Source organism: Curtobacterium poinsettiae (assembly GCF_025677645.1).
Lineage (GTDB): Bacteria > Actinomycetota > Actinomycetes > Actinomycetales > Microbacteriaceae > Curtobacterium > Curtobacterium poinsettiae_A.
The window spans coordinates 3,085,097-3,104,455 of the sequence record NZ_CP106879.1 but is presented as its reverse complement, the minus strand read 5'-3'; the positions used below and the strand labels follow the sequence as shown (position 1 = coordinate 3,104,455).

19 protein-coding genes and 1 tRNA gene are annotated in these 19,359 nt (G+C 70.3%); 12 read left to right on the top strand and 8 right to left on the bottom strand.

Features of this window, described 5'->3' with window-relative positions:
• Nucleotides 1–77 precede the first annotated feature (77 nt).
• A complete protein-coding gene (locus OE229_RS14745; protein ID WP_262140045.1) occupies nt 78–1,304 on the bottom strand; it encodes a pyridoxal phosphate-dependent aminotransferase in 1,227 nt (408 codons plus the stop codon).
• Between the two features lie 151 nt (nt 1,305–1,455).
• Between OE229_RS14745 and OE229_RS14740 the strand changes: the two genes are divergently transcribed.
• The 6 genes from OE229_RS14740 to OE229_RS14715 all read left to right on the top strand — a co-directional run bounded on the left by OE229_RS14740 (nt 1,456) and on the right by OE229_RS14715 (nt 5,126).
• A tRNA-Trp gene (locus OE229_RS14740) sits at nt 1,456–1,528 on the top strand.
• A gap of 35 nt (nt 1,529–1,563) precedes the next feature.
• On the top strand, nt 1,564–1,827 hold the full coding sequence (gene secE, locus OE229_RS14735) for a preprotein translocase subunit SecE (protein ID WP_371830607.1): 264 nt from the start codon (nt 1,564–1,566) through the stop codon (nt 1,825–1,827).
• 134 nt (nt 1,828–1,961) lie between these two features.
• The gene (nusG, locus tag OE229_RS14730) at nt 1,962–3,005 is read left to right on the top strand and encodes a transcription termination/antitermination protein NusG (protein ID WP_262138656.1); all 1,044 of its coding nucleotides are present in this window, start codon (nt 1,962–1,964) and stop codon (nt 3,003–3,005) included.
• A 158-nt stretch (nt 3,006–3,163) separates the two neighbouring features.
• Nucleotides 3,164–3,595: a 50S ribosomal protein L11 gene (gene rplK / locus OE229_RS14725; protein ID WP_017888638.1), complete on the top strand. Its 432-nt coding sequence runs from the start codon at nt 3,164–3,166 to the stop codon at nt 3,593–3,595.
• A gap of 90 nt (nt 3,596–3,685) precedes the next feature.
• The gene (gene rplA, locus OE229_RS14720) at nt 3,686–4,375 is read left to right on the top strand and encodes a 50S ribosomal protein L1 (protein WP_017888639.1); all 690 of its coding nucleotides are present in this window, start codon (nt 3,686–3,688) and stop codon (nt 4,373–4,375) included.
• Between the two features lie 142 nt (nt 4,376–4,517).
• Nucleotides 4,518–5,126, top strand: coding sequence for a Pr6Pr family membrane protein (locus tag OE229_RS14715; RefSeq protein WP_262138655.1), 609 nt, complete (start codon nt 4,518–4,520; stop codon nt 5,124–5,126).
• Here the strand turns inward: OE229_RS14715 and OE229_RS14710 are convergent.
• Both OE229_RS14710 and OE229_RS14705 read right to left on the bottom strand, forming a co-directional pair.
• Entirely contained in the window at nt 5,123–5,836 is a 714-nt protein-coding gene (locus OE229_RS14710) for a YqaJ viral recombinase family protein (RefSeq protein WP_182065685.1), read from the bottom strand. The genes OE229_RS14715 and OE229_RS14710 overlap by 4 nt on opposite strands.
• A 67-nt stretch (nt 5,837–5,903) precedes the next feature.
• Entirely contained in the window at nt 5,904–7,115 is a 1,212-nt protein-coding gene (locus OE229_RS14705; RefSeq protein ID WP_182065686.1) for an ROK family transcriptional regulator, read from the bottom strand.
• 144 nt (nt 7,116–7,259) lie between these two features.
• Between OE229_RS14705 and OE229_RS14700 the strand changes: the two genes are divergently transcribed.
• The 6 genes from OE229_RS14700 (at nt 7,260) to OE229_RS14675 (ending at nt 13,671) form a co-directional block, all read left to right on the top strand.
• Nucleotides 7,260–8,006 (top strand): sugar phosphate isomerase/epimerase family protein, encoded by a 747-nt coding sequence (locus OE229_RS14700; protein ID WP_262138653.1) that lies wholly within the window; start codon nt 7,260–7,262, stop codon nt 8,004–8,006.
• Nucleotides 8,003–9,154, top strand: a complete 1,152-nt coding sequence (locus tag OE229_RS14695; protein ID WP_262138651.1) for a Gfo/Idh/MocA family protein — start codon at nt 8,003–8,005, stop codon at nt 9,152–9,154. Before OE229_RS14700 ends, OE229_RS14695 begins: the two co-directional genes overlap by 4 nt.
• 114 nt (nt 9,155–9,268) lie before the next feature.
• Entirely contained in the window at nt 9,269–10,570 is a 1,302-nt protein-coding gene (locus OE229_RS14690) for an ABC transporter substrate-binding protein (protein ID WP_209133804.1), read from the top strand.
• 181 nt (nt 10,571–10,751) lie between these two features.
• Nucleotides 10,752–11,747, top strand: a complete 996-nt coding sequence (locus tag OE229_RS14685; protein ID WP_017888646.1) for a carbohydrate ABC transporter permease — start codon at nt 10,752–10,754, stop codon at nt 11,745–11,747.
• The gene (locus OE229_RS14680) at nt 11,740–12,579 is read left to right on the top strand and encodes a carbohydrate ABC transporter permease (protein WP_017888647.1); all 840 of its coding nucleotides are present in this window, start codon (nt 11,740–11,742) and stop codon (nt 12,577–12,579) included. Before OE229_RS14685 ends, OE229_RS14680 begins: the two co-directional genes overlap by 8 nt.
• A 144-nt stretch (nt 12,580–12,723) precedes the next feature.
• Nucleotides 12,724–13,671 (top strand): TolB family protein, encoded by a 948-nt coding sequence (locus tag OE229_RS14675; protein WP_182065690.1) that lies wholly within the window; start codon nt 12,724–12,726, stop codon nt 13,669–13,671.
• A gap of 8 nt (nt 13,672–13,679) precedes the next feature.
• Here OE229_RS14675 and OE229_RS14670 read toward each other — a convergent pair whose 3' ends face one another.
• From OE229_RS14670 to OE229_RS14650, 5 genes are all read right to left on the bottom strand, one after another.
• Nucleotides 13,680–14,429: an ABC transporter ATP-binding protein gene (locus OE229_RS14670; protein ID WP_263345289.1), complete on the bottom strand. Its 750-nt coding sequence runs from the start codon at nt 14,427–14,429 to the stop codon at nt 13,680–13,682.
• 101 nt (nt 14,430–14,530) lie between these two features.
• Complete coding sequence (locus tag OE229_RS14665) at nt 14,531–16,081, bottom strand: ABC transporter permease (protein ID WP_262138645.1); 1,551 nt, start codon at nt 16,079–16,081, stop codon at nt 14,531–14,533.
• A gap of 129 nt (nt 16,082–16,210) precedes the next feature.
• Entirely contained in the window at nt 16,211–16,921 is a 711-nt protein-coding gene (locus OE229_RS14660; RefSeq protein WP_182065692.1) for a glycosyltransferase family 2 protein, read from the bottom strand.
• A complete protein-coding gene (locus OE229_RS14655; protein WP_262138643.1) occupies nt 16,918–18,273 on the bottom strand; it encodes a PIG-L family deacetylase in 1,356 nt (451 codons plus the stop codon). The genes OE229_RS14660 and OE229_RS14655 overlap by 4 nt, the downstream gene beginning before the upstream one ends.
• Nucleotides 18,270–19,304, bottom strand: a complete 1,035-nt coding sequence (locus OE229_RS14650; protein WP_262138641.1) for an acyl-CoA dehydrogenase — start codon at nt 19,302–19,304, stop codon at nt 18,270–18,272. Before OE229_RS14650 ends, OE229_RS14655 begins: the two co-directional genes overlap by 4 nt.
• Between the last annotated feature and the right edge of the window lie 55 nt (nt 19,305–19,359).

Here is a 19,359-nt window from a genome sequence, read left to right as displayed (position 1 = left end):
GCCTCCCGGAACGCAGAACGGGCCACCTCGACGAGGCGGCCCGTTCTGTGTTCCACAGGGTGTCGCGTGCGCAGCGTCTACGCGAAGAACTCCGCCAGCCGGGCGACGCCCTCGGCGATGTCGTCGTCGCCGAGCGCGTACGACAGGCGCAGGTAGCCGGAGGGGCCGAAGGCCTCACCCGGCACGACCGCGACCTCGGCGTGCTCGAGGATCAGGTCGGCCAGTTCGAGCGTGGTCGTCGGGGTGGTGCCGGCCCATTCGCGACCGAGCAGTGCGGTGACGTCCGGGTAGACGTAGAAGGCGCCCTGCGGGGTCGGCGTGCGGAAGCCCGGGATCGCGTTGAGGCCGTCCACGATGGCCTTCCGGCGGCGGTCGAAGGCCTCGCGCATGGCGGCGACGGGCTCCTGCGGACCGGTGAGGGCGGCGATCGCTGCGCGCTGCGACACGTTCGAGACGTTCGACGACAGGTGCGACTGCAGGTTCGATGCGGCCTTGACGGCGTCGGCCGGGCCGATGGACCACCCGACGCGCCAGCCGGTCATCGCGTAGGTCTTCGCGACGCCGTTCACCAGGATCGTGGTGTCGGCGAGGGCGGGGACCTCGGCCAGGATGCCGGCGAAACGGACGCCGTCGTAGACCAGGTCCTGGTAGATCTCGTCGCTGATCACCCAGATGCCGTGCTCGAGCGCCCACTCGCCGATGGCCCGGGTCTGCTCGGCGGAGTACACGGCGCCCGTGGGGTTCGACGGCGAGCAGAACAGCAGCGCCTTGGTCGCCGGGGTGCGGGCGGCCTCGAGCTGCTCGACCGTCACCAGGTAATCCTGGTCGCTGCCGGCGAAGACCTCGACGGGCTCGCCGCCGGCCAGCCGGATGGCCTCGGGGTACGTGGTCCAGTACGGCGCGGGCAGCAGGACCTCGTCACCGGCGTCGACGATGGTCTGGAACGCCTGGTAGACCGCCTGCTTGCCACCGTTGGTGACGATGACCTGCGACGGCTCGACGGTGACACCGGACACCCGGGCGGTCTTGTCGGCGATGGCCTGCTTCAGTTCGGGCAGGCCGGTCGCGGGCGTGTAGCGGTGGTTCTTCGGGTCCTGCGCGGCAGCGACGGCCGCGTCGACCACGTGCTGCGGGGTCGCGAAGTCGGGCTCGCCGGCGGCGAACGAGATCACCGGACGGCCGGCGGCCTTGAGCGCCTTGGCCTTCGCGTCGACCTTGAGCGTCGCGGACTCGGCGATGGCCGCGATGCGGGACGCGATGCGCGGACGATCGGTCGGCGCGGTGGCGAGGGTGTCGACGGACACGTGGGCGGTGGACTCGGGGCCTGGGGCTGCGGTGCTCACGGGCCCAGCCTACCGGCGCGGCACGCCGTGGACGGGGCCAAGTGGACACCGTGTGACGGACTCCCGTAGACTCGTCCACCGGAACGCGGATCGGTGACGAACCGTGTTGCGAAGGGCGGTGGCTCAATTGGTAGAGCAGCGGTCTCCAAAACCGCAGGTTGCAGGTTCGAGTCCTGTCCGCCCTGCAACTCTGGAAGGGTAGAAGTTGGCGAGCAAAGACATGGAGACGACGGCGGACGACGTCGTCGCCAAGGCGAAGCAGGACCGGGCCGAGCGCCGCGGTCCCATCGCTGCCATCGTGCTCTTCATCCGCCAGGTGATCGGCGAACTGCGCAAGGTCGTGACGCCGACCCGCAAGGAACTTTTCAGCTACACGGGCGTCGTGCTCGTGTTCGTCGTCGTCATGATGATCCTGGTGTCGATCCTCGACTTCGTGTTCGGTCTCGGCGTCGGGTACGTCTTCGGCAACGGGCCCACGGCCTGACCCCGACGTCGACTGCCGTGTGCGGTCGTTCCGAGGAGTACGGTCGCCCGAGACGGCGTCGATCGTGACGGCGTCGCTCGTGACCATGAACGAACGCCACCCCGACCCGAACCACCGAACGGAAAGAATCGACTGTGTCTGACAACTCCCGCGATGACATCGACCTCGCGACGGCTGCCGAGCAGTCCTCCGAGGTCGAGGAGAACCAGGAAGGCGACGTCGAGACCGGCGAAGGACGCTCCGTCGAGTCCGCTGAAGAGCGTGCGATCTCGATCGAGGGCGACGACGACGAGTCCCTCGGCCTCAGCTCCGAGCCCGACGACGGCACCGTCGACGCCGGCCTCGACGAAGCACTGACGGCCCTGCAGGAAGCCCGTGACCCCGAGGCAGACGCCGTCGTGGACGACGCCCTCGAGATCGACTCCACCGACGAGGCCGAGGCCGCCGTCGAGGCCGTCGAGGACGAGGAAGAAGTCGAGCTCGAGTCCGAGACCGCCGCCGAGGCGAACGAGACGCTCGCCGCCGACGAGGCACTCGACGACGAGGACGACGAGCCTGCCGAGGTCGACCCGTACGAGGCCTTCAAGGCCGAGCTGCGGATGAAGCCGGGCAAGTGGTACGTCATCCACTCCTACGCGGGCTTCGAGCGCCGCGTGAAGTCGAACATCGAGAACCGCATGGTCTCGATGTCGATGGAGGACTACATCTACCAGGTCGAGGTCCCGATGGAGGACGTCGTCGAGATCAAGAACGGGCAGCGCAAGCTGGTCACCCGCGTCCGGATCCCCTCGTACGTGCTCGTCCGCATGGACCTCAACGAGGACTCGTGGTCCGTCGTCCGGCACACCCCGGGTGTCACCGGCTTCGTCGGCAACGCGCACAACCCGACGCCGCTCCGTTTCGACGAGGCGTTCGGCATGCTCAAGTCCCTGGTGCAGGTCGCCGAGGCCGCCCCGACCAAGGGCGGCGCGAAGGGCAGCGGCCTGCAGGCACAGCCCGCAGCCGAGGTCGACTTCGAGATCGGCGAGACGATCACCATCAAGGAAGGCTCGTTCGCGGGCCTGCCGGGTTCGATCTCCGAGATCAAGCCGGAGAGCGGCAAGCTCACCGTCCTCGTCTCGCTGTTCGAGCGCGAGACCCCGGTCGAGCTCAGCTTCGACCAGGTCACCAAGCTCTAGCGACCACCCAGCTGTAGCGGTCACCGAGATCGACTACACTGAACGGGTTTGGGCCCGCGCGCCTCGTGCGAGCGGGCCTTCACCGCTGTCCGGAACGGCCGGACCAGCGGGAGAGTGCACGGATCCCCGTGTGTTCGATTCCAGGAGGAAGACAAGTCATGGCACCGAAGAAGAAGGTCACGGGCCTGATCAAGCTGCAGATCAACGCGGGAGCCGCCAACCCGGCCCCCCCGATCGGTCCGGCGCTCGGTCAGCACGGCGTCAACATCATGGAGTTCTGCAAGGCGTACAACGCGGCGACCGAGTCGCAGCGTGGCAACGTCGTGCCGGTCGAGATCACCGTCTACGAGGACCGTTCGTTCACGTTCGTCCTGAAGACCCCGCCGGCCGCCGAGCTCATCAAGAAGGCTGCTGGTGTGCAGAAGGGGTCCTCGACCCCGCACACGGTCAAGGTCGCGAAGATCTCGATGGACCAGGTCCGTCAGATCGCCGAGACCAAGCAGGCCGACCTGAACGCCAACGACATCGAGCAGGCCGCGAAGATCATCGCCGGCACCGCACGCTCGATGGGCATCACGGTCGAGGCCTAAGCACCGATCGGGCTCCGGCCCACCACCAGACACCTTTCCGTGGGAGAGCCTCGCCGGCTCGCCAACCACGTATCTCGCAAGGAGACCACCATGGCGAAGAAGTCCAAGGCCTACCAGGCCGCGGCCGCGAAGATCGAGGCCGACAAGTTCTACACCCCGACCGAGGCCGTCGCCCTGGCCAAGGAGACCGGTTCCTCGAAGACCGACTCCACGGTCGAGGTCGCGCTGAAGCTCGGCGTCGACCCCCGCAAGGCCGACCAGATGGTCCGTGGCACGGTCATCCTGCCGCACGGCACGGGCAAGACCGCCCGCGTCATCGTCTTCGCGACGGGTGCGGCTGCTGAGGCCGCCATCGCCGCCGGCGCCGACGAGGTCGGTGGCGACGAGCTCATCGCGAAGGTGGCCGAGGGCTACACCTCGTTCGACTCCGCCGTCTCGACCCCGGAGCTCATGGGCAAGGTCGGTCGTCTCGGCAAGGTGCTCGGCCCGCGTGGCCTCATGCCGAACCCGAAGACCGGCACCGTCACCCCGAACGTGGCGCAGGCCGTCAACGACATCAAGGGCGGCAAGATCGAGTTCCGTGTCGACAAGCACGCCAACGTGCACTTCGTCGTCGGCAAGGCCTCGTTCACGCCGGAGCAGCTCGACGAGAACATCTCGACCGCGCTCGAGGAGATCAACCGCCTCAAGCCGTCGTCCTCGAAGGGCCGGTACGTCATGAAGGGCGCCGTCTCGACGACCTTCGGCCCCGGCATCCCGCTGGACGTCAACAGCATCTGACGACCTTCGGCACTGCGTCATCCCAGTGCCATCCCGCTGGACGTCAACAGCATCTGAGTCGAGTGACTCGAGGAAGGGCCCGCACCGGCAACGGTGCGGGCCCTTCCTGCACGTCGTCGCCGTGTCCCGATACCGTGGAGCCGTGCGCACCCTCGTGAACTCGCTCCGACTGATCGCCGTCATCGCCATCGTCGTCGCGGTCGTGGCGCAGTGGCTCGAGAGCTCGCAGACCCCGACGTACTCGTTCTGGAACTTCTTCGGCTACTTCACGATCCAGTCGAACCTGATCGTCGCCGTGGCCCTCGCGGTGACGCTCGTGGTCGCAGCCCGTCGCAAGCGGGCGGACCTCGCCGTCTCGGTGCTCCGTGGCGCCGCGACGGTGTACATCGCGACGACCGGCATCGTGTACAACACGCTGCTCACGGGCGCGAACGTGTCGGCCTCGGTGCCGTGGTCGAACGACATCGTGCACAAGATCATCCCGGTGTACGCGGTGCTCGACTGGCTGCTGTTCTCGGACCGCGCACGACTGCTGCTCCGGCACGTGTGGTGGTCCCTGCTCTACCCGGCGGTCTGGACCACCGTGGTGCTCGTCCGTGGCGCGACCGACGGGTGGGTGCCGTACCCGTTCCTCGATCCGGCGCAGGGCTACGGCGTCGTCGCGATCTACGTGGTCGGGATCGCGGTCTCGATCACCCTGCTCGGCATCCTCGTCGTGGGGATGAGTCGGCTGCGGCTGGTGCAGGTCTAGCCGGCGGAGGTCCGGCCGACGGTCTCGGAGCGGAAGCCGCGGAGCTTGTCGAGCACCAGGTCGGCGAGCTGGACGAGCCCGCGGATCTGGTCGTCGTCGCGGTCGACCCAGCGGCACTCGGGCTCGTCCGCGACCGGCACGAACCCGTCGTGGCGTTCCCAGACGAACAGGGTGCGGTCGGCGCCGAGCACGTACTGCTGCCACCAGATCTGCCGCAGGTAGTGCCGGGGGATGCTCCGCCAGGCCTTGCCTGTGGTCTTGATCTCGGCGAGCACCACGCGGGACGACTCGTCGACCCCGACGCCGTCCGGGGTGGCGAGGTGGGCGCGGTTCGCGGCGGCGTGGAACAGGTGCGCCGAGGGCTGGATGCCGTGGGTCGCGGCAACCCAGGCGGCGATGACCGGTTCGCGGTCCTTGCCGTGCTCGGTGAACGCGTTGCCGGAGAACCGGGAGCCGTAGCGCTTCTCGGTGACGACGGCCTCGACGGCGCGCAGCGAGGCCAGTCGGGCGACGTCGGTGGCGGTGATGCCCATGGCGCGGGCGCGGAGCCAGGCGACGCGGTCCGAGGAGTGCGCGACGATGCGCTCGGTGTGGCCACGCAGGGCGGTGAACGCGTCGCGCCCCGGGACCGTAGCCGGCGTGGCGGAGACAGACAGCTCCTCCAGACCGGGGTCCAGGTCGCCCCACAGGGTGGGCTGCACGATGGTCACCCGACGATTGTCCCCCCGACCACCGGCAAGACCGAAACCGACGCGCTCACGCGACCGCGGGTGAGCGTCAGGAGACCAGTTCGCGCCCCTCGGCGAAGGCGACGAGCTCGTCGACCCCGGCGGGGGAGAGGGCGTAGCCGATGGCGAGGGCCGCGGCCCCCTGCAGCGCGGCGAGGGACCCGGCGCGGGACTGGACGATGACGAGGTGCTCACTGGCCAGGGGCATCGAGCGGGAGTAGACGACCTCGCGGACGCCGGCGAGCAGGTGCTCACCGGCCTGCGTGATCGATCCGCCGAGTGCGATGACCGACGGGTTGATGAGCGAGATGCAGGTCGCGAGGACCTCGCCGATGTCCCGACCGGCCTGTCGGACGGCGTAGATGGCGTCGAGGTCCGACCGGTTCACCAGGTCGATCACGTCCGCACCCGTGTGCACGTCGTGCCCCTTCGCGCGGAGTGCGCGGGCGATGGCCGGACCGGAGGCCACGGCCTCCAGGCAGCCGGTGTTGCCGCAGTGGCAGGGGACGTCGCCGGCGCGGGAGACCCGCACGTGGCCGATGTCACCCGCGGTGCCCTGGGCGCCGCGCTGCAGCCGGCCCTCGGAGACGATGCCGGACCCGATGCCGGTGGCGACCTTCACGAACAGCAGGTGGTCGACGTCCGGCCAGCCGTGCTCGCGCTCACCGAGGGCGGCGATGTTGACGTCGTTGTCGAGCAGGACGTGGGCGGCGATGTGCTGGCGGAGCCACGAGGGCACGTCGAAGCCGTCCCAGCCGGGCATGATCGGCGGGTTCGCCGGGCGGCCGGTGGAGAACTCGACCGGTCCGGGCACGCCGATGCCGATCGCGATCACGTCCTGCCGGCTCCGCCCGACCTCGCCGAGCAGGTCGTCGATCGTCTCGACGAGCCAGGACAGCGTCGGCACCGGACCGGCGGCGATGTCGATCCGGGCCTCGCGGGTGGCGAGCGGAGCCGCGACGAGGTCGGTGACGGCGACACGACCGTGCGAGGCGCCGAGGTCGGCAGCGATCACGAGCCGGGCGCGGGGCTTCAGCGCCACCTGGGCAGGCGGACGGCCGCCGGTGGAGACGGCGGTGTCCACGGCGCCGACCAGCCCGATGTCGATCAGGGAGTCGAGGCGCACGCCGATGGTGGAGCGTGCGAGTCCTGTCAGTGCGGCGAGCTCAGCCCTGGTGCGCGGCACGCCGTCGCGGAGGATCTGGAAGAGCTCGCTCGTCCCGACCGGAGGCGACGCTGCCGTCCGGTTCAAGTCGACCATGTGGGGAGTGAAGCACACATCGTTCGCGCCACGCAATGAAGTCCGTCGACATTCCTCGGACTTCTGCTTGACCGCCGACAAAAGTGCTCGTAGTGTGACGATCGGTCAGTGACGACCGCGCCATCTCGACGAGGAGAACCCCTGGTGACCCAACCGCTCTCGGTCCAGCTCTACACGGTCCGCGATGCCCTCGGTGCTGATCTGCCCGGCACCCTGCAGCGCATCGCCGACATCGGCTACGCGAACGTCGAGGCCTTCGGCTTCGTCGACAACGCCGACGAACTCGCCGCCGCCCTCCGCGACGCCGGCCTCGCCGCCCCGAGCGGCCACGCACGTCTGCTCGACGCAGGCGAGCAGGACCTCGAGCGGATCTTCCACGCCTCCACCACCCTCGGCTTCGGGACCCTCATCGACCCCCACATCGACGAGTCGCGCTGGACCACGCGCGAGGACGTCGAGGCGATCGCCCGCGAACTCAGCGCCCTCGCCCCGCGCGCCGCCGACCACGGCCTGGTGCTCGGGTACCACAACCACGCGTTCGAGTTCTCGAACCGCATCGACGGCGTCAGCGCCTACGAGGTCTTCGCCGACGCCCTGTCCGACGACGTCGTGCTCGAGCTCGACACCTACTGGGTGCAGGTCGGCGGGGACGACCCGGTCGCGGTCATCCGCAAGTACGGCGACAAGGTGCAGTTCCTGCACGTGAAGGACGGCGACGGCTCGCACGACGACAAGCAGCAGGTCGCCGTCGGCAACGGCGTCATGCCGATCCGCGACATCATCGCCGCGGCGCCCGACGCACTGCACGTCGTCGAGCTCGACGACCACGAGGGTGACGTCTTCCAGGCCGTCGCCGACTCCTACACGTTCCTCGAGGGGGCCCGCGCATGACCGACACCACGACCGCCGCTGCAACGGCGACCGACAGCACCACCCGCACCGGCCCGGTCGGCGTCGGTGTCATCGGTGCCGGGGTCATCTCGGACCAGTACCTGTCGAACCTCACCGTCTTCCCCGACGTGACGGTCCGCTTCATCGCCGACATCGACCTGCCGCGCGCCGCCGCCCAGGCCGAGAAGTGGGGCGTCCCCGGATCGGGCACCGTCGAGGAGCTCCTGGCCGACGACGACATCGAGATCGTCGTGAACCTGACGATCCCGGCCGCCCACGTCGAGGTCGCGCTGCAGGCCCTGGCCGCCGGCAAGCACGTCTGGGGCGAGAAGCCCTACGCCCTCGACCGTGCCAGCGCCGCGGAACTCCGCGACGCCGCGGCCGCCGCGGGCAGGACCGTCAGCGTCGCCCCGGACACGTTCCTCGGTGCCGGCCTGCAGACCGCGCTCCGCACGATCCGCGACGGCCGCATCGGCACGCCCCTGAACGGCCTGACGCTCTTCCAGAGCCCCGGCCCCGAGTCGTGGCACCCGAGCCCGGAGTTCCTCTTCGCGTACGGTGCCGGTCCGCTGTTCGACATCGGCCCGTACTACATCACCACCCTCGTCCAGACGTTCGGACCGGTGAAGAAGGTCACGGCGACGGCGTCGAAGTCCCGCGCCACGCGCACCATCGGCTCCGGTCCGAAGGCCGGCACCGAGTTCCCGGTGGACGTCCCGACGAACCACTCCGCGCTGATCGAGTTCGAGAACGGCGGGAGCGCGCAGAGCGTCTTCTCGTTCGAGTCTGACCGCGGCCGCACCGGCTTCGTCGAGATCGCGGGGGAGACCGGCACCGTCGTGTTCCCCGACCCGAACAACTTCGACGGCGACACCGAGCTGTACGCCCTCGGTTCCGAGGAGCCCGAGACGATCCCCGCGGTCGGCTCCACCTACTCGCGCGGCACCGGCGTGGTCGACCTGGCCCGCTCGCTGCGGGCCGGCGACGAGAACCGCGTCCCCGGTGCGCTCGCCTTCCACGTCCTCGACGTGATGGTCTCCATCGCCGAGGCGGCAGAACGTGGCGAGGCGGTGCTCGTCGAGAGCACCGTGTCGCCCTCCCCGACCCTCCCCGAGGGCTGGGACCCCGCGGAACGCACCCTGGCCTGACCGCCAGGGCGCTGCCCGCAACCCACAGCAGCACCCGACCAGCACCATCCGCAGCACCAGCTCCACCTCTGCACCATCCCCTGCACCATCTCAACGACGAGAAAGTAGAGAGTCATGCGCACTGCCATCCGCGCACTGGCCATCACCGCGGCCGCCGCACTCACCGTGTCCGGCCTCGCAGCCTGCTCCTCCGGATCGTCCGGCAACTCCGGCGACTCCAAGACGCTCACGTACTGGGCGTCCAACCAGGGCACGTCCCTGCAGAACGACAAGGAGGTGCTGACCCCCGTCCTCAAGAAGTTCACCAAGGAGACCGGGATCAAGGTCGACCTCCAGGTCATCGGCTGGAACGACCTGCAGAACAAGATCCAGACCGCCGTCACCTCGGGCCAGGGCCCGGACGTCGTCAACATCGGCAACACCTGGGCGACCTCGCTCCAGGCCACCGGCGCCTTCCAGGAGTTCGGTGACGCCGAGATGAAGGCGATCGGCGGTGCGGACAAGTTCGGCAAGGTCGCCCTGTCCACCGGTGGCGCGCCCGACAAGACGGTCACGAGCGTCCCGCTCTACGGTCTCGCCTACGGCCTGTACTACAACAAGAAGATGCTGTCGGACGCCGGCATCACCCCGCCCACCACGTGGGAGGAGATGGTCTCCGACGCCGAGAAGCTGACCAAGGGTGACACCTACGGCTTCAGCCTCGCGGGCGGTTCGTACACCGAGAACTCGCACTTCGCGTTCATCAACTCGGCGCAGAACGGTGGCGAGTGGTTCGACAAGGACGGCAAGCCGACCTTCACCTCGAAGGCCAACGTCGACGGCATCAAGCGCTACCTCGACCTCATGCAGGACGCGAAGGTCGCCAACCCGTCGAACGCGCAGTACGACAACGCGACGCAGTCGACCACGGACTTCGCGAAGAAGAAGGCCGCGTTCATCCTCAACCAGAACAACGCGAACGCGACCATCGAGTCCCTCGGCATGAAGTCGTCCGAGTACGGCGTCGTGGCGCTGCCGGCTCCCGAGGGCGGCGAGCAGATCGCGTCCTTCCCGGCCGGCATCAACCTGTCGGTCTTCAAGAACACGAAGAACAAGGACGGCGCGCTCAAGTTCGTCAAGTACATGACGAGCATGGACACGCAGACGACGCTGGACAAGCCGTACTCGGCCCTGCCGGTGCTCGCCGAGGCTGCTGACTCCGTCACGGACGAGCAGACGAAGACGTTCCTCGACATCTACAACAACAAGGCGAAGCCGCTCCCGCTGGTGCCCGCCGAGGACCAGTTCGAGTCCACGGTCGGCAAGGCGATGAACGACATGTTCGCCAAGATCGCGACCGGTTCCACGGTCTCCGAAGCCGACATCAAGTCGGCGCTGCAGACCGCCCAGGACCAGGTGTCCCAGGCCGCCGGTTGATCCACCCTGGAGGCCCGGGTCGCGTCCGCCGGACGCGCCCGGGCCTCCAGCCCCTGACGTTCCAGGGCCGACCACCCGTCGGCCGTGAGGCTGACGCCCCACGCACCCCGCGCCTCCCGGCCGCTGCCACGGCCCGCGCGGACCGCACCTGCACGCCCCTCCTGCCGAAAGGCCCCACCAGATGTCCACGACGGTCCTGCCCGACTCGGAGCGCATCGACCTGACGCACACGAAGGCCCCGACGATGTCGGGCCGTCCGCCAGGTCGCAAGCGCAAGACCCACTGGCTGCCCTACGCGCTCGTCGCGCCGGCCATCCTGTTCGAGCTGCTCATCCACATCGTCCCGATGCTCACCGGCATCTGGATCTCGTTCATCCAGCTCACCAAGTACTTCATCGCGAACTGGGGCGCCGCGCCCTTCGCCGGGTTCCGGAACTACCAGGTCGTCGTCGACTTCGACCAGGCGATCGGCCGTGGGGTCCTCAACTCGTTCCTCATCACGTGCGCCTTCACGGTCCTCGTGGTCGGGCTCTCCTGGACCTTCGGCATGGCCGCAGCCGTCGCGCTGCAGAAGCCGTTCGCCGGACGCGGGCTCTTCCGCACCCTGTTCCTCGTGCCCTACGCGCTGCCGATGTACGCCGGCGTCATCACCTGGAAGTTCATGTTCCAGCGGGACTCCGGGGCCCTGAACCACCTGCTCGTCGACCAACTCGGGCTGTTCGGCGGCAACGCCCCGTTCTGGCTCATCGGCAACAACGCGTTCGTGGCCGTCGTCGTCGTGGCGATCTGGAAGACCTGGCCCTTCGCGTTCCTGATGCTCATGGCCGGTCTGCAGTCCGTCCCCAACGACGTCTACGAGGCCGCTTCGGTGGACGGTGCCAAGCCGTTCCGCCAGTGGCGCTCGATCACGCTGCCGATGGTGCGCCCGGTCAACGTGACGCTCGTGCTCGTGATGTTCCTGTGGACGTTCAACGACTTCAACACCCCGTTCGTGCTGTTCGGCTCGACCGCGCAGCCGCCCGCCGCGGACCTGCTGAGCTTCCACATCTACAACGCGTCGTTCATCACCTGGAACTTCGGTTCCGGTGCCGCGATGAGCGTCCTGCTCCTGCTCTTCCTGCTCGTCGTCACCGGCATCTACCTCGCCGTGACCAACCGGAGGTCCGTCCGTGCGTGAGACAACTGGCGCCAAGTCCTTCAAGATCATCACCCTGGTCGTCCTGACGCTGTTCACGGTCGTGCCGCTCTACGTGATGATCACCACGGCCATCAAGCCCCTCGGCGACGTGCAGGACAACTTCACGTGGATCCCGTCGCGGATCACCTTCCAGCCGTTCATCGACATGTGGTCGACGGTGCCGCTCGGTCGGTACTTCATCAACTCGCTCGTGGTCTGCACGGTGGCGACGGTGTTCTCGCTGATCATCGCGACGTTCGCCGCCTACGGCGTCTCGCGCTGGAACTTCAAGGGCAAGAGCACCTTCACCACCGCGGTGCTCTCCACGCAGATGTTCCCCGGCGTGCTGTTCCTGCTGCCGCTGTTCCTGATCTTCACGAACCTCGGCAACACCCTGGGCATCCAGCTCGTCGGGTCGTGGCTCGGCCTGATCATCACGTACCTGACGTTCACACTGCCGTTCTCGATCTGGATGCTGGCCGGGTACTTCGAGACCATCCCGCGCGAGCTCGACGAGGCCGCCATGGTCGACGGTTCGGGCCCGATGGGTGCCCTGTTCCGGGTCATCCTGCCGTCGGCCCGCCCGGGTCTGGTGGCGGTCGGGATCTACTCGTTCATGACGGCCTGGGGTGAGGTCCTCTTCGCCTCGGTCATGACGAACGGCCTCGGTTCGACCCTGGCGGTCGGTCTGCAGCAGTACTCGACGCAGACGAACGTGTACTGGAACCAGGTCATGGCGGCGTCGCTCGTCGTGTCGATCCCGGTCGTGGCCGCGTTCCTCGTGGTGCAGCGCCAGTTCGTGGCAGGCCTGACCGCCGGTGCCGTGAAGTAGGCGGAGCCCTCCCGCAAGACACCGGTGTTCGTGCTCGACGCCGCCGCATCACGCGGTGCGCAGCGCGAACACCGGTGTTTTGCCGTTCCCCACCGACCCGACCACCCGACCACCCGACCACGCGACGACCGACAGGATGGAACCATGAGCGACGAGACCAGGGGGCGGCAGCTGCTGCCCGGACAGACCAGCCGCGTGCACGTGTACGACGTCGAGTCCCGCACCTCGAGGCTCGTGTTCGAGTCGGCCGCGGTGCTCGTCGAGGCACCGAACGTCCTGGACGCCGAGACCCTGGTGCTCAACGGCGACGGCGACCTCTGGCTGCTGCGACTGCCGTCCGCCGACAGCGGCACCGTGCTGGACGAGACCGCGCTCGTGCCGGTGCCGATGGACGGCGTCGACGAGATCAACAACGACCACGTGGTCGACCCGTCCGGCAGCTCCATCGTGGTGAGCGCGCGCGACGGCGAGCTGTACCGCGTCCCGCTGCCCGAGGGCGGCCCCACGACCCGGATCACCGACGTCGCTGCGGCCCTGCCCGCCAAGCGGAAGTTCTACCTGCACGGCATCGCCCCCGACGGCAGTGCCCTCGCCGCGATCGTGGGGGAGCTGTCCGAGGACGGCGTCTGGACGACCGACGTCGCGATGGTCGACCCGGAGACCGGCGAGCCGACGTTCGTCACGCGGGACGAGCACTCCGACGACGGCTGCACCATCAGTCCGGCCGGCGGGATCCTGCTCTGGAACACGGAGCGGTTCACCCCGGGCACCGCGCAGCTGGCCGTGCGCTGGCCCGGGCACGACAGCCCCGTCCGCCTGACGAACGACGACCGGGTGAACTGGTTCCCGCACCTGTCGCCGGACGGCGCACACCTGCTCTACCTGTCGTACGAGCCCGGCGTGCAGGGCCACCCGGCGGACCACCGCGTCGAGCTGCGGCTGCTGCCGGGGTCGCTCGTCCGCGGCGCACGGATCGCGGTCCAACCGGAGACCCTGGTGGCGCTCGACGGCGGGCAGGGGACGGTCAACGTGCCGCCGTGGGCCCCGGACTCGGCGTGGTTCGCGTACTGCGACTACCCGGTGGCGGGGTAGCGGCGTCGTCACGCGCTGCGGGACAGTCCACGCGCCGCGGGACGCGTGGTCTGTCGCGCAGCGCGAAACGCGCCCGCCCCGCTAGACCTGCGCACCTGCCCCTGCTTGATGTGCAGGCGCCGCTCGGCACGCTTCGCGACCCACGAGTCGTGCGTGACGATGACGACGGTCAGCCCGCGCTCCCGCCACTGCTTCTCGATGAGCGCCATGATCTCGTCGCGGGTCGACTCGTCGAGCGCACCCGTCGGCTCGTCGGCGAGCAGCACGCTCGGGTTCTTCACCAGCGCCCGGGCGATCGCCACGCGCTGCTGCTGTCCGCCGGACAGCTCGGCCGGCAGGTGCTCCATCCGCTCGCCGAGTCCGACCTCGCGGAGGGCAGCGACCGCGCGCTCGCGGACCTCGGTCCGGGACCGGTTCGCGAGCGACCCCGCGAACGCCGTCTCGACGTTCTCGAGGGCCGTCAGCGTCGGGATCAGGTTGAAGCTCTGGAACACGAAGCCGATCTCGGTCGCCCGCAGGTCGGTCAGTGCGCCGTCGCCGAGCTTCGCCACGTCGCGGTCGCCACCGAGGTGGATGGACCCGGCACTCGGCCGGTCGAGTGCTCCGAGCATCTGCAGCAGCGTCGACTTCCCGCCGCCGGTCGGCCCCTGGACGGCCACGAGTTGCCCCTGCGGGATCGTCAGGTGGACGTTCGTCAGGGCGGTGACGGTCCGGTTCTTCTGCTCGTAGGTCTTGCTGACGTTCGTCAGCCGGTACATCGGACTGGAGGCACGGGTCGCCTCCGCCTCGCCGGTCGCGGTGTCGGTGCTGGTCACGGTTGCTCCTGTCGTCGGTTCGGTCGTGTCGGTGCGGCCGGGCATCAGGCCACGCTCCGGAGCGCCTCGGCCGGGCGGAGCCGGCTCGCGCGCCAGCCGCCGAGCGCGCCGGCGATGAGACCGCCGAGGATCGCGAGGCCGATCGCCAGCAGGATGATCTCGACGGTCACCGGGGCGTGCAGGACCACGTCGGTCGTCGACGCGGTGCTCGCGCCGCCGCCGAAGCCCCCGGCCGGTGCACCGCCCGTCGTGCCGCTGCCCGCGGCCGCGGTCGCTGCGCCGCCGGGCATGCCGCCACCGCTACCGGCACCACCGCCGGTCGTGCTCGAGGCGCTCGCCGAGATCGTCGGACTGATGACGTTCACGACGAGGATGCCGATCAGGCCGGCCGCGGCGCCGAGCACGCCGCCGATCAGGCCCTGCACCAGGGACTCACCGGCCACCTGTCGGGTGATGCGGCCGTTCGACCAGCCGATCGCCTTGAGGGTCCCGAACTCGCGGGTGCGGCGGGTCACGCCGGAGATCGTGAAGAGGATCGCGATGAGGAACGCCGCGGCGAGCACGACGATCGACAGCCACTTGCCGAGGTTCGAGACCAGGCTCGACGCGGTGCTGAGGGACCCGGAGACGCTCGAGGCCAGGTCGGCCTCGGTGGAGACGGTGGCGCTCGTCAGCTTCGCCTGCAGCGCGGACTTGATGGTGCTGACGTCGGAGGACGACTCGGCGGAGACGTAGATCGAGGTGACCTTGCCGTCGAGGTCGGCCAGTGCCTGCGCGGTGTCGAGCGGGATGTAGGTGTTCGAGCCCGTGGTCGAGGCCGAGCCGGTGGAGCTGACGATGCCGATGACGGTGAAGTCGGTGCCGCCGATGTCGACGGTGTCGCCGACCGCCTTGGACTCGCTCTTCGCGTACGACGCATCGAGCACGACCACGTCCTTGCCCGCGTCCTTCGCGGCGAAGGTGCGCCCCTTCGTGAGCTCGGTGCTCGTGAGCGGGCCGACCGCGGCGCCGGACACCGGGATGCCGGTCACCGTGAACGAGTCGACGCTGAACGACCCGCCGCCGAACCCGCCGCCACCGCCGGTGTCCCCGCTCGGCGGACCCTGCTGGGTCGTGCTGTCGCTGCTGGAGTCGTTGCCGCCGTCCGTGCTGCTGTTGTCGTCGGTCGACTGCTGCTGGACCTGGCCGGAGAACGTGCTGTTCTCGAGGGTCAGCACACCCGTCGCGGCCTTGACGCCGTCGGTGCTCGTGATCGTGGACAGGTTCGCGGCGTTCAGGGTGCTCGTGCCGCGCGCGACCGCGAGCCGCGACTGCGACAGGTCGGTCGAGCCGCTGTCGTCGTCGCTGTCGCCCTGGCTGCCGAAGTCGAAGCTCGGACGCCCGCCGCTCGTCGACGCCGTCGCGGTCTTGGTGACGGTGATGTCGGTGCCGACGCCGTAGACGGACTGCAGGACGCTCGACTGCGCTGCCTGCACGCCACCCGAGATCGACGACACGATCACCACGAGGGCGATGGCCAGGGCCATCCCGATCGCGATGATGACCGTCTGCTTCTTGCGGTTCGTGAGTTCGCGCCTGAGGTAGGTCAGGAACATGGTTCTCCTCGGTGGTGGCCGGCTGGGGTCACCGGCCGCGCAGAGCGCGCGGCGGGGCCGACGGAGGAGAACCTAGGCACGCTGTCGATGACCGACCCATCGCGCACCTGTGTGCCGGCTAAGGGCGGGTCAACCGACGTCGCCGTACCGCCGGCGCAGGTGCTCCGCGTACCCGCCGGGGGTCCGGCCGGCGAAGCGCCCGCTCGTGACGACGGGCAGGTCGACGGTGGCGTCCACCCGGAAGCCGAGCGCCCGCGCCCGGGCGACCAGCCGCGCGTCCTCGTGCTCGGGCACCGGGTCGAACCCGCCGAGGCTGACGTACGCCGCGGCGAGCACGCCGAGGTTCGCGCCGTGCACGTGGCCGAGGGCAGCACCCGGCGGGTGCGCCCGCGTCCACCGGTCGAGCACCGCGGGCGCCAGGTCGTCCGGGTCGGGGACGACGGCACCGACGAGCACCTGCGCACCAGAGGCGAGGGCGTCGGACTGCTGGACGAGCCACCGTTCGTGAACGCGCGAATCGGCGTCGGTGTGGGCGAGCCACCGGGCTGCCGGGTCGCCGTCGTGCGCACGGAGCGCGTGCGTCGCCCCGATGGTCCGTGCCCGACCGACCCCGACACGATCCGTGGTCAGGACGTCGACCGGGTACCGCTCGACCACCGGAGCGGTGCCGTCCGTGCAACCGTCGAGCACCACCGTGACGGCGGCGTCGACCCCGGGCCGCTCCGTGGCGAGCCGGTCGACGGCCACCAGGAGCGCGTCGAGACACGCGGCGATCCGGTCCTCCTCGTCGTGCGCGGGGACGACGACGTCGATGCGTGCACGCGGTTCCGGTCGGCTCACCGGACGATCCCCTCGGCCCGGGCCACCGAGGTGACCGCCGGGCCGGGCAGGACGCTCAGGACGAAGTCCTCCTCCACGTGTCGGAGCAGGGCGGGGCGCGGCCACCGTTCGGTCAGCCGCGCGTCCACCGCGTCGCCGCTCGAGACCGCCTCGTCGTCGGGGTGCCGCCAGTGGCAGGCCACGAGCACGCCGTCGTCGTCGAGCGACCCGAGCACGCGGTCGATCGTCGCGTCGAGGTCGGCGGGCGACAGGTAGTACCCGACCTCGGACATCACCACCAGGTCCCAGCGCCCGTCCGGCCACTCCACCGGCAGGGCAGCCTGCACGAACCGAGCGGTCGGGGCGCGACGGGCAGCACGATCCAGCGGCGCAGCCGAGATGTCCGTGCCGAGCACGTCGTCCGCGCGCTCGGCGAGGGCTGCGGTCAGGACGCCGGTCGCGCAGCCGAGCTCGAGTGCCGACCGGAAGCGCGGGCCGGGGAGCGCCGCCAGCGTCACGGCACGCTTGCGCTGCTCGTACCAGGACCCGTCGAAGTCCCATCCCTCGGGCTTCCGGTCGTAGTGGGCGTCGAACGACTCGCGAGACCGCGACGCGGCGGCCCCGGGCGCGAAGAACCACTCCGTCGTCCGCAGGTGGTGGGCGGCGTGCCGGTCGTCGACGATCGCCTCGTCCCCCGGCGCGGGCGACAGGGGCCGGGTCTGCGACGGGTAGGCGTCGAGTGCGGCACGCTTCCGGGCGACGAGGTCGTCGGGCAGCGACAGGGCCCGGACGTCGTCCCACGGGGCGACGGGGTGGCCCGGGTCGTCCCAGTGCCAGGCCCAGATCGGGTACGCGAGCAGGTCGACGTCGGCGGCGCTCGCCGCGGCGGCCTCGGCGACCTCGCCGGCGATGCGGTGGTCGCGGTGCCCGTCCCCGCGCCACGGCGCGACGAGCAGCACGGGGCGGGCGACGCCGGCGAGCACCGTGGCCAGGGTGTCGACGACACGGTCCCGGTGTTCGCGGGTCGCGCCGTCCGCGATCCCCACCGAGGTCGACGTCACGTCGGGGTGCAGGGTGCGCAGGGCCGCCACGAACTCCGCGTCGCGGGCGGCGGCGAGTGCCTCCGGGGTCGTCGTGGGGGAGTCCGGGTGGGAGCGCTCGCCGCGGGTCAGGAGCAGCACGTGCACGGGGACACCGGCCGCTGCAGCGGCCGCGATCAGCCCACCGGCGCCGAGGGTCTCGTCATCGGGGTGGGGTGCGACGACCACCACCGACCCGGCACCGGCCAGGTCGATCGCCGGGGCGTCCAGGCCGTCGAGGAACCCCGTCCATGCCGCCGGGTCGGTGCCCGGCTCGCGGTGGTCGAAGCTCACCACGCGACGCCGCCGCGCTCGAGCACCATCCGGCCGATGCGGGCGAGGTCGCGGGCGCCGTGGTCCTGCAGGACGTAGAGCTCGAGGTCGGCGACCCGCGCGGCGACGGTGGGGTCGGCGGTCAGCGGTGCCGGGCCGATCGTCGAGACCACCCGCTCGCGCACCGCGTCGACCGAACGGCGCACCCGCGACCGGACGGTCTGGGCGAGCAGCCGCCAGTCGGTGTCGTCGGAGGCCGGGTCGGGATCGTCGATCCGGGCGGCGGCGTCGGCGAGCGCGTCCTCGGCGTCGGCGAGGTCGGCCACGGTGGCGCCGAGGGCGGCCTGCAGCAGCTCGGAATCCGGGTGCGCCGACGCGGTGTCACGGAGCACCCGGGCGAGTCCGAGAGCACCGCCCCACCAGCAGGCGGCGACGCCGATGCCGCCCCACGCGAAGCCCGGACGTCGCAGGTACCAACCGGGCGCGCCGACGGGTCGTGCCCGGACGCCGTCGAAGTCGACCGGTCCGCTCGGCACGTCCGGCATGCCGCGTGCGACCCAGGTGTCGTCGTGCACGGCGATCCCGGGCTGGCGCAGGTCCACGGCGACGAGGACCCGCTCGTCGCCCAGGTGAGCGGTGACCAGGGCGTGCGAGAGCGTCGAGGCGAGCGAGCACCACGGCTTCGTGCCGTGCAGCAGGAACGCGCCGTCGTGCTGCGGTGTGGCGTCGAGTCGGAGGCCCGGCCCCTCGGCCGCGAAGACGCCCCAGGTCGAGCCGTCCGGGGCGTCGACCCCGGCCTGCGCGAGGATCCCGAGCGCGTCCAGGTGCGGTTCGACGGTGCGGGCGGTGGCGACGTCCGCCGCGGCGAGCGCGGCGAGCGTGCCGAAGAACCCGCCGGCCGTGCCGGATGACAGGGGTGGGGTGGTGGCGGCGACCGCTCGTGCGACCGCGAGGCGGTCCGTCGGTGCCGAGCCGGGCCTCCCGGTCGTCCGTTCGATCCGCGCGGTGTCCAGGTGCCGGGCCGACGCGGGCCAGGCTGCAGATCGCAACATGTCTCCACCGTACGGAGGAGGAGGTGTGGACGCGTCCTCGATCCACAGAACGCAC

Bases quoted from the DNA above. Each gene is read 5' to 3' on its own strand.
- rplA (WP_017888639.1), top strand. From the start codon at position 3,686: ATGGCGAAGAAGTCCAAGGCCTACCAGGCCGCGGCCGCGAAGATCGAG.
- OE229_RS14670 (WP_263345289.1), bottom strand. From the start codon at position 14,429: ATGTACCGGCTGACGAACGTCAGCAAGACCTACGAGCAGAAGAACCGG.
- OE229_RS14675 (WP_182065690.1), top strand. From the start codon at position 12,724: ATGAGCGACGAGACCAGGGGGCGGCAGCTGCTGCCCGGACAGACCAGC.
- rplK (WP_017888638.1), top strand. From the start codon at position 3,164: ATGGCACCGAAGAAGAAGGTCACGGGCCTGATCAAGCTGCAGATCAAC.
- OE229_RS14695 (WP_262138651.1), top strand. From the start codon at position 8,003: ATGACCGACACCACGACCGCCGCTGCAACGGCGACCGACAGCACCACC.
- secE (WP_371830607.1), top strand. From the start codon at position 1,564: ATGGAGACGACGGCGGACGACGTCGTCGCCAAGGCGAAGCAGGACCGG.
- OE229_RS14665 (WP_262138645.1), bottom strand. From the start codon at position 16,081: ATGTTCCTGACCTACCTCAGGCGCGAACTCACGAACCGCAAGAAGCAG.
- OE229_RS14650 (WP_262138641.1), bottom strand. From the start codon at position 19,304: ATGTTGCGATCTGCAGCCTGGCCCGCGTCGGCCCGGCACCTGGACACC.
- OE229_RS14705 (WP_182065686.1), bottom strand. From the start codon at position 7,115: ATGGTCGACTTGAACCGGACGGCAGCGTCGCCTCCGGTCGGGACGAGC.
- OE229_RS14690 (WP_209133804.1), top strand. From the start codon at position 9,269: ATGCGCACTGCCATCCGCGCACTGGCCATCACCGCGGCCGCCGCACTC.
- OE229_RS14685 (WP_017888646.1), top strand. From the start codon at position 10,752: ATGTCCACGACGGTCCTGCCCGACTCGGAGCGCATCGACCTGACGCAC.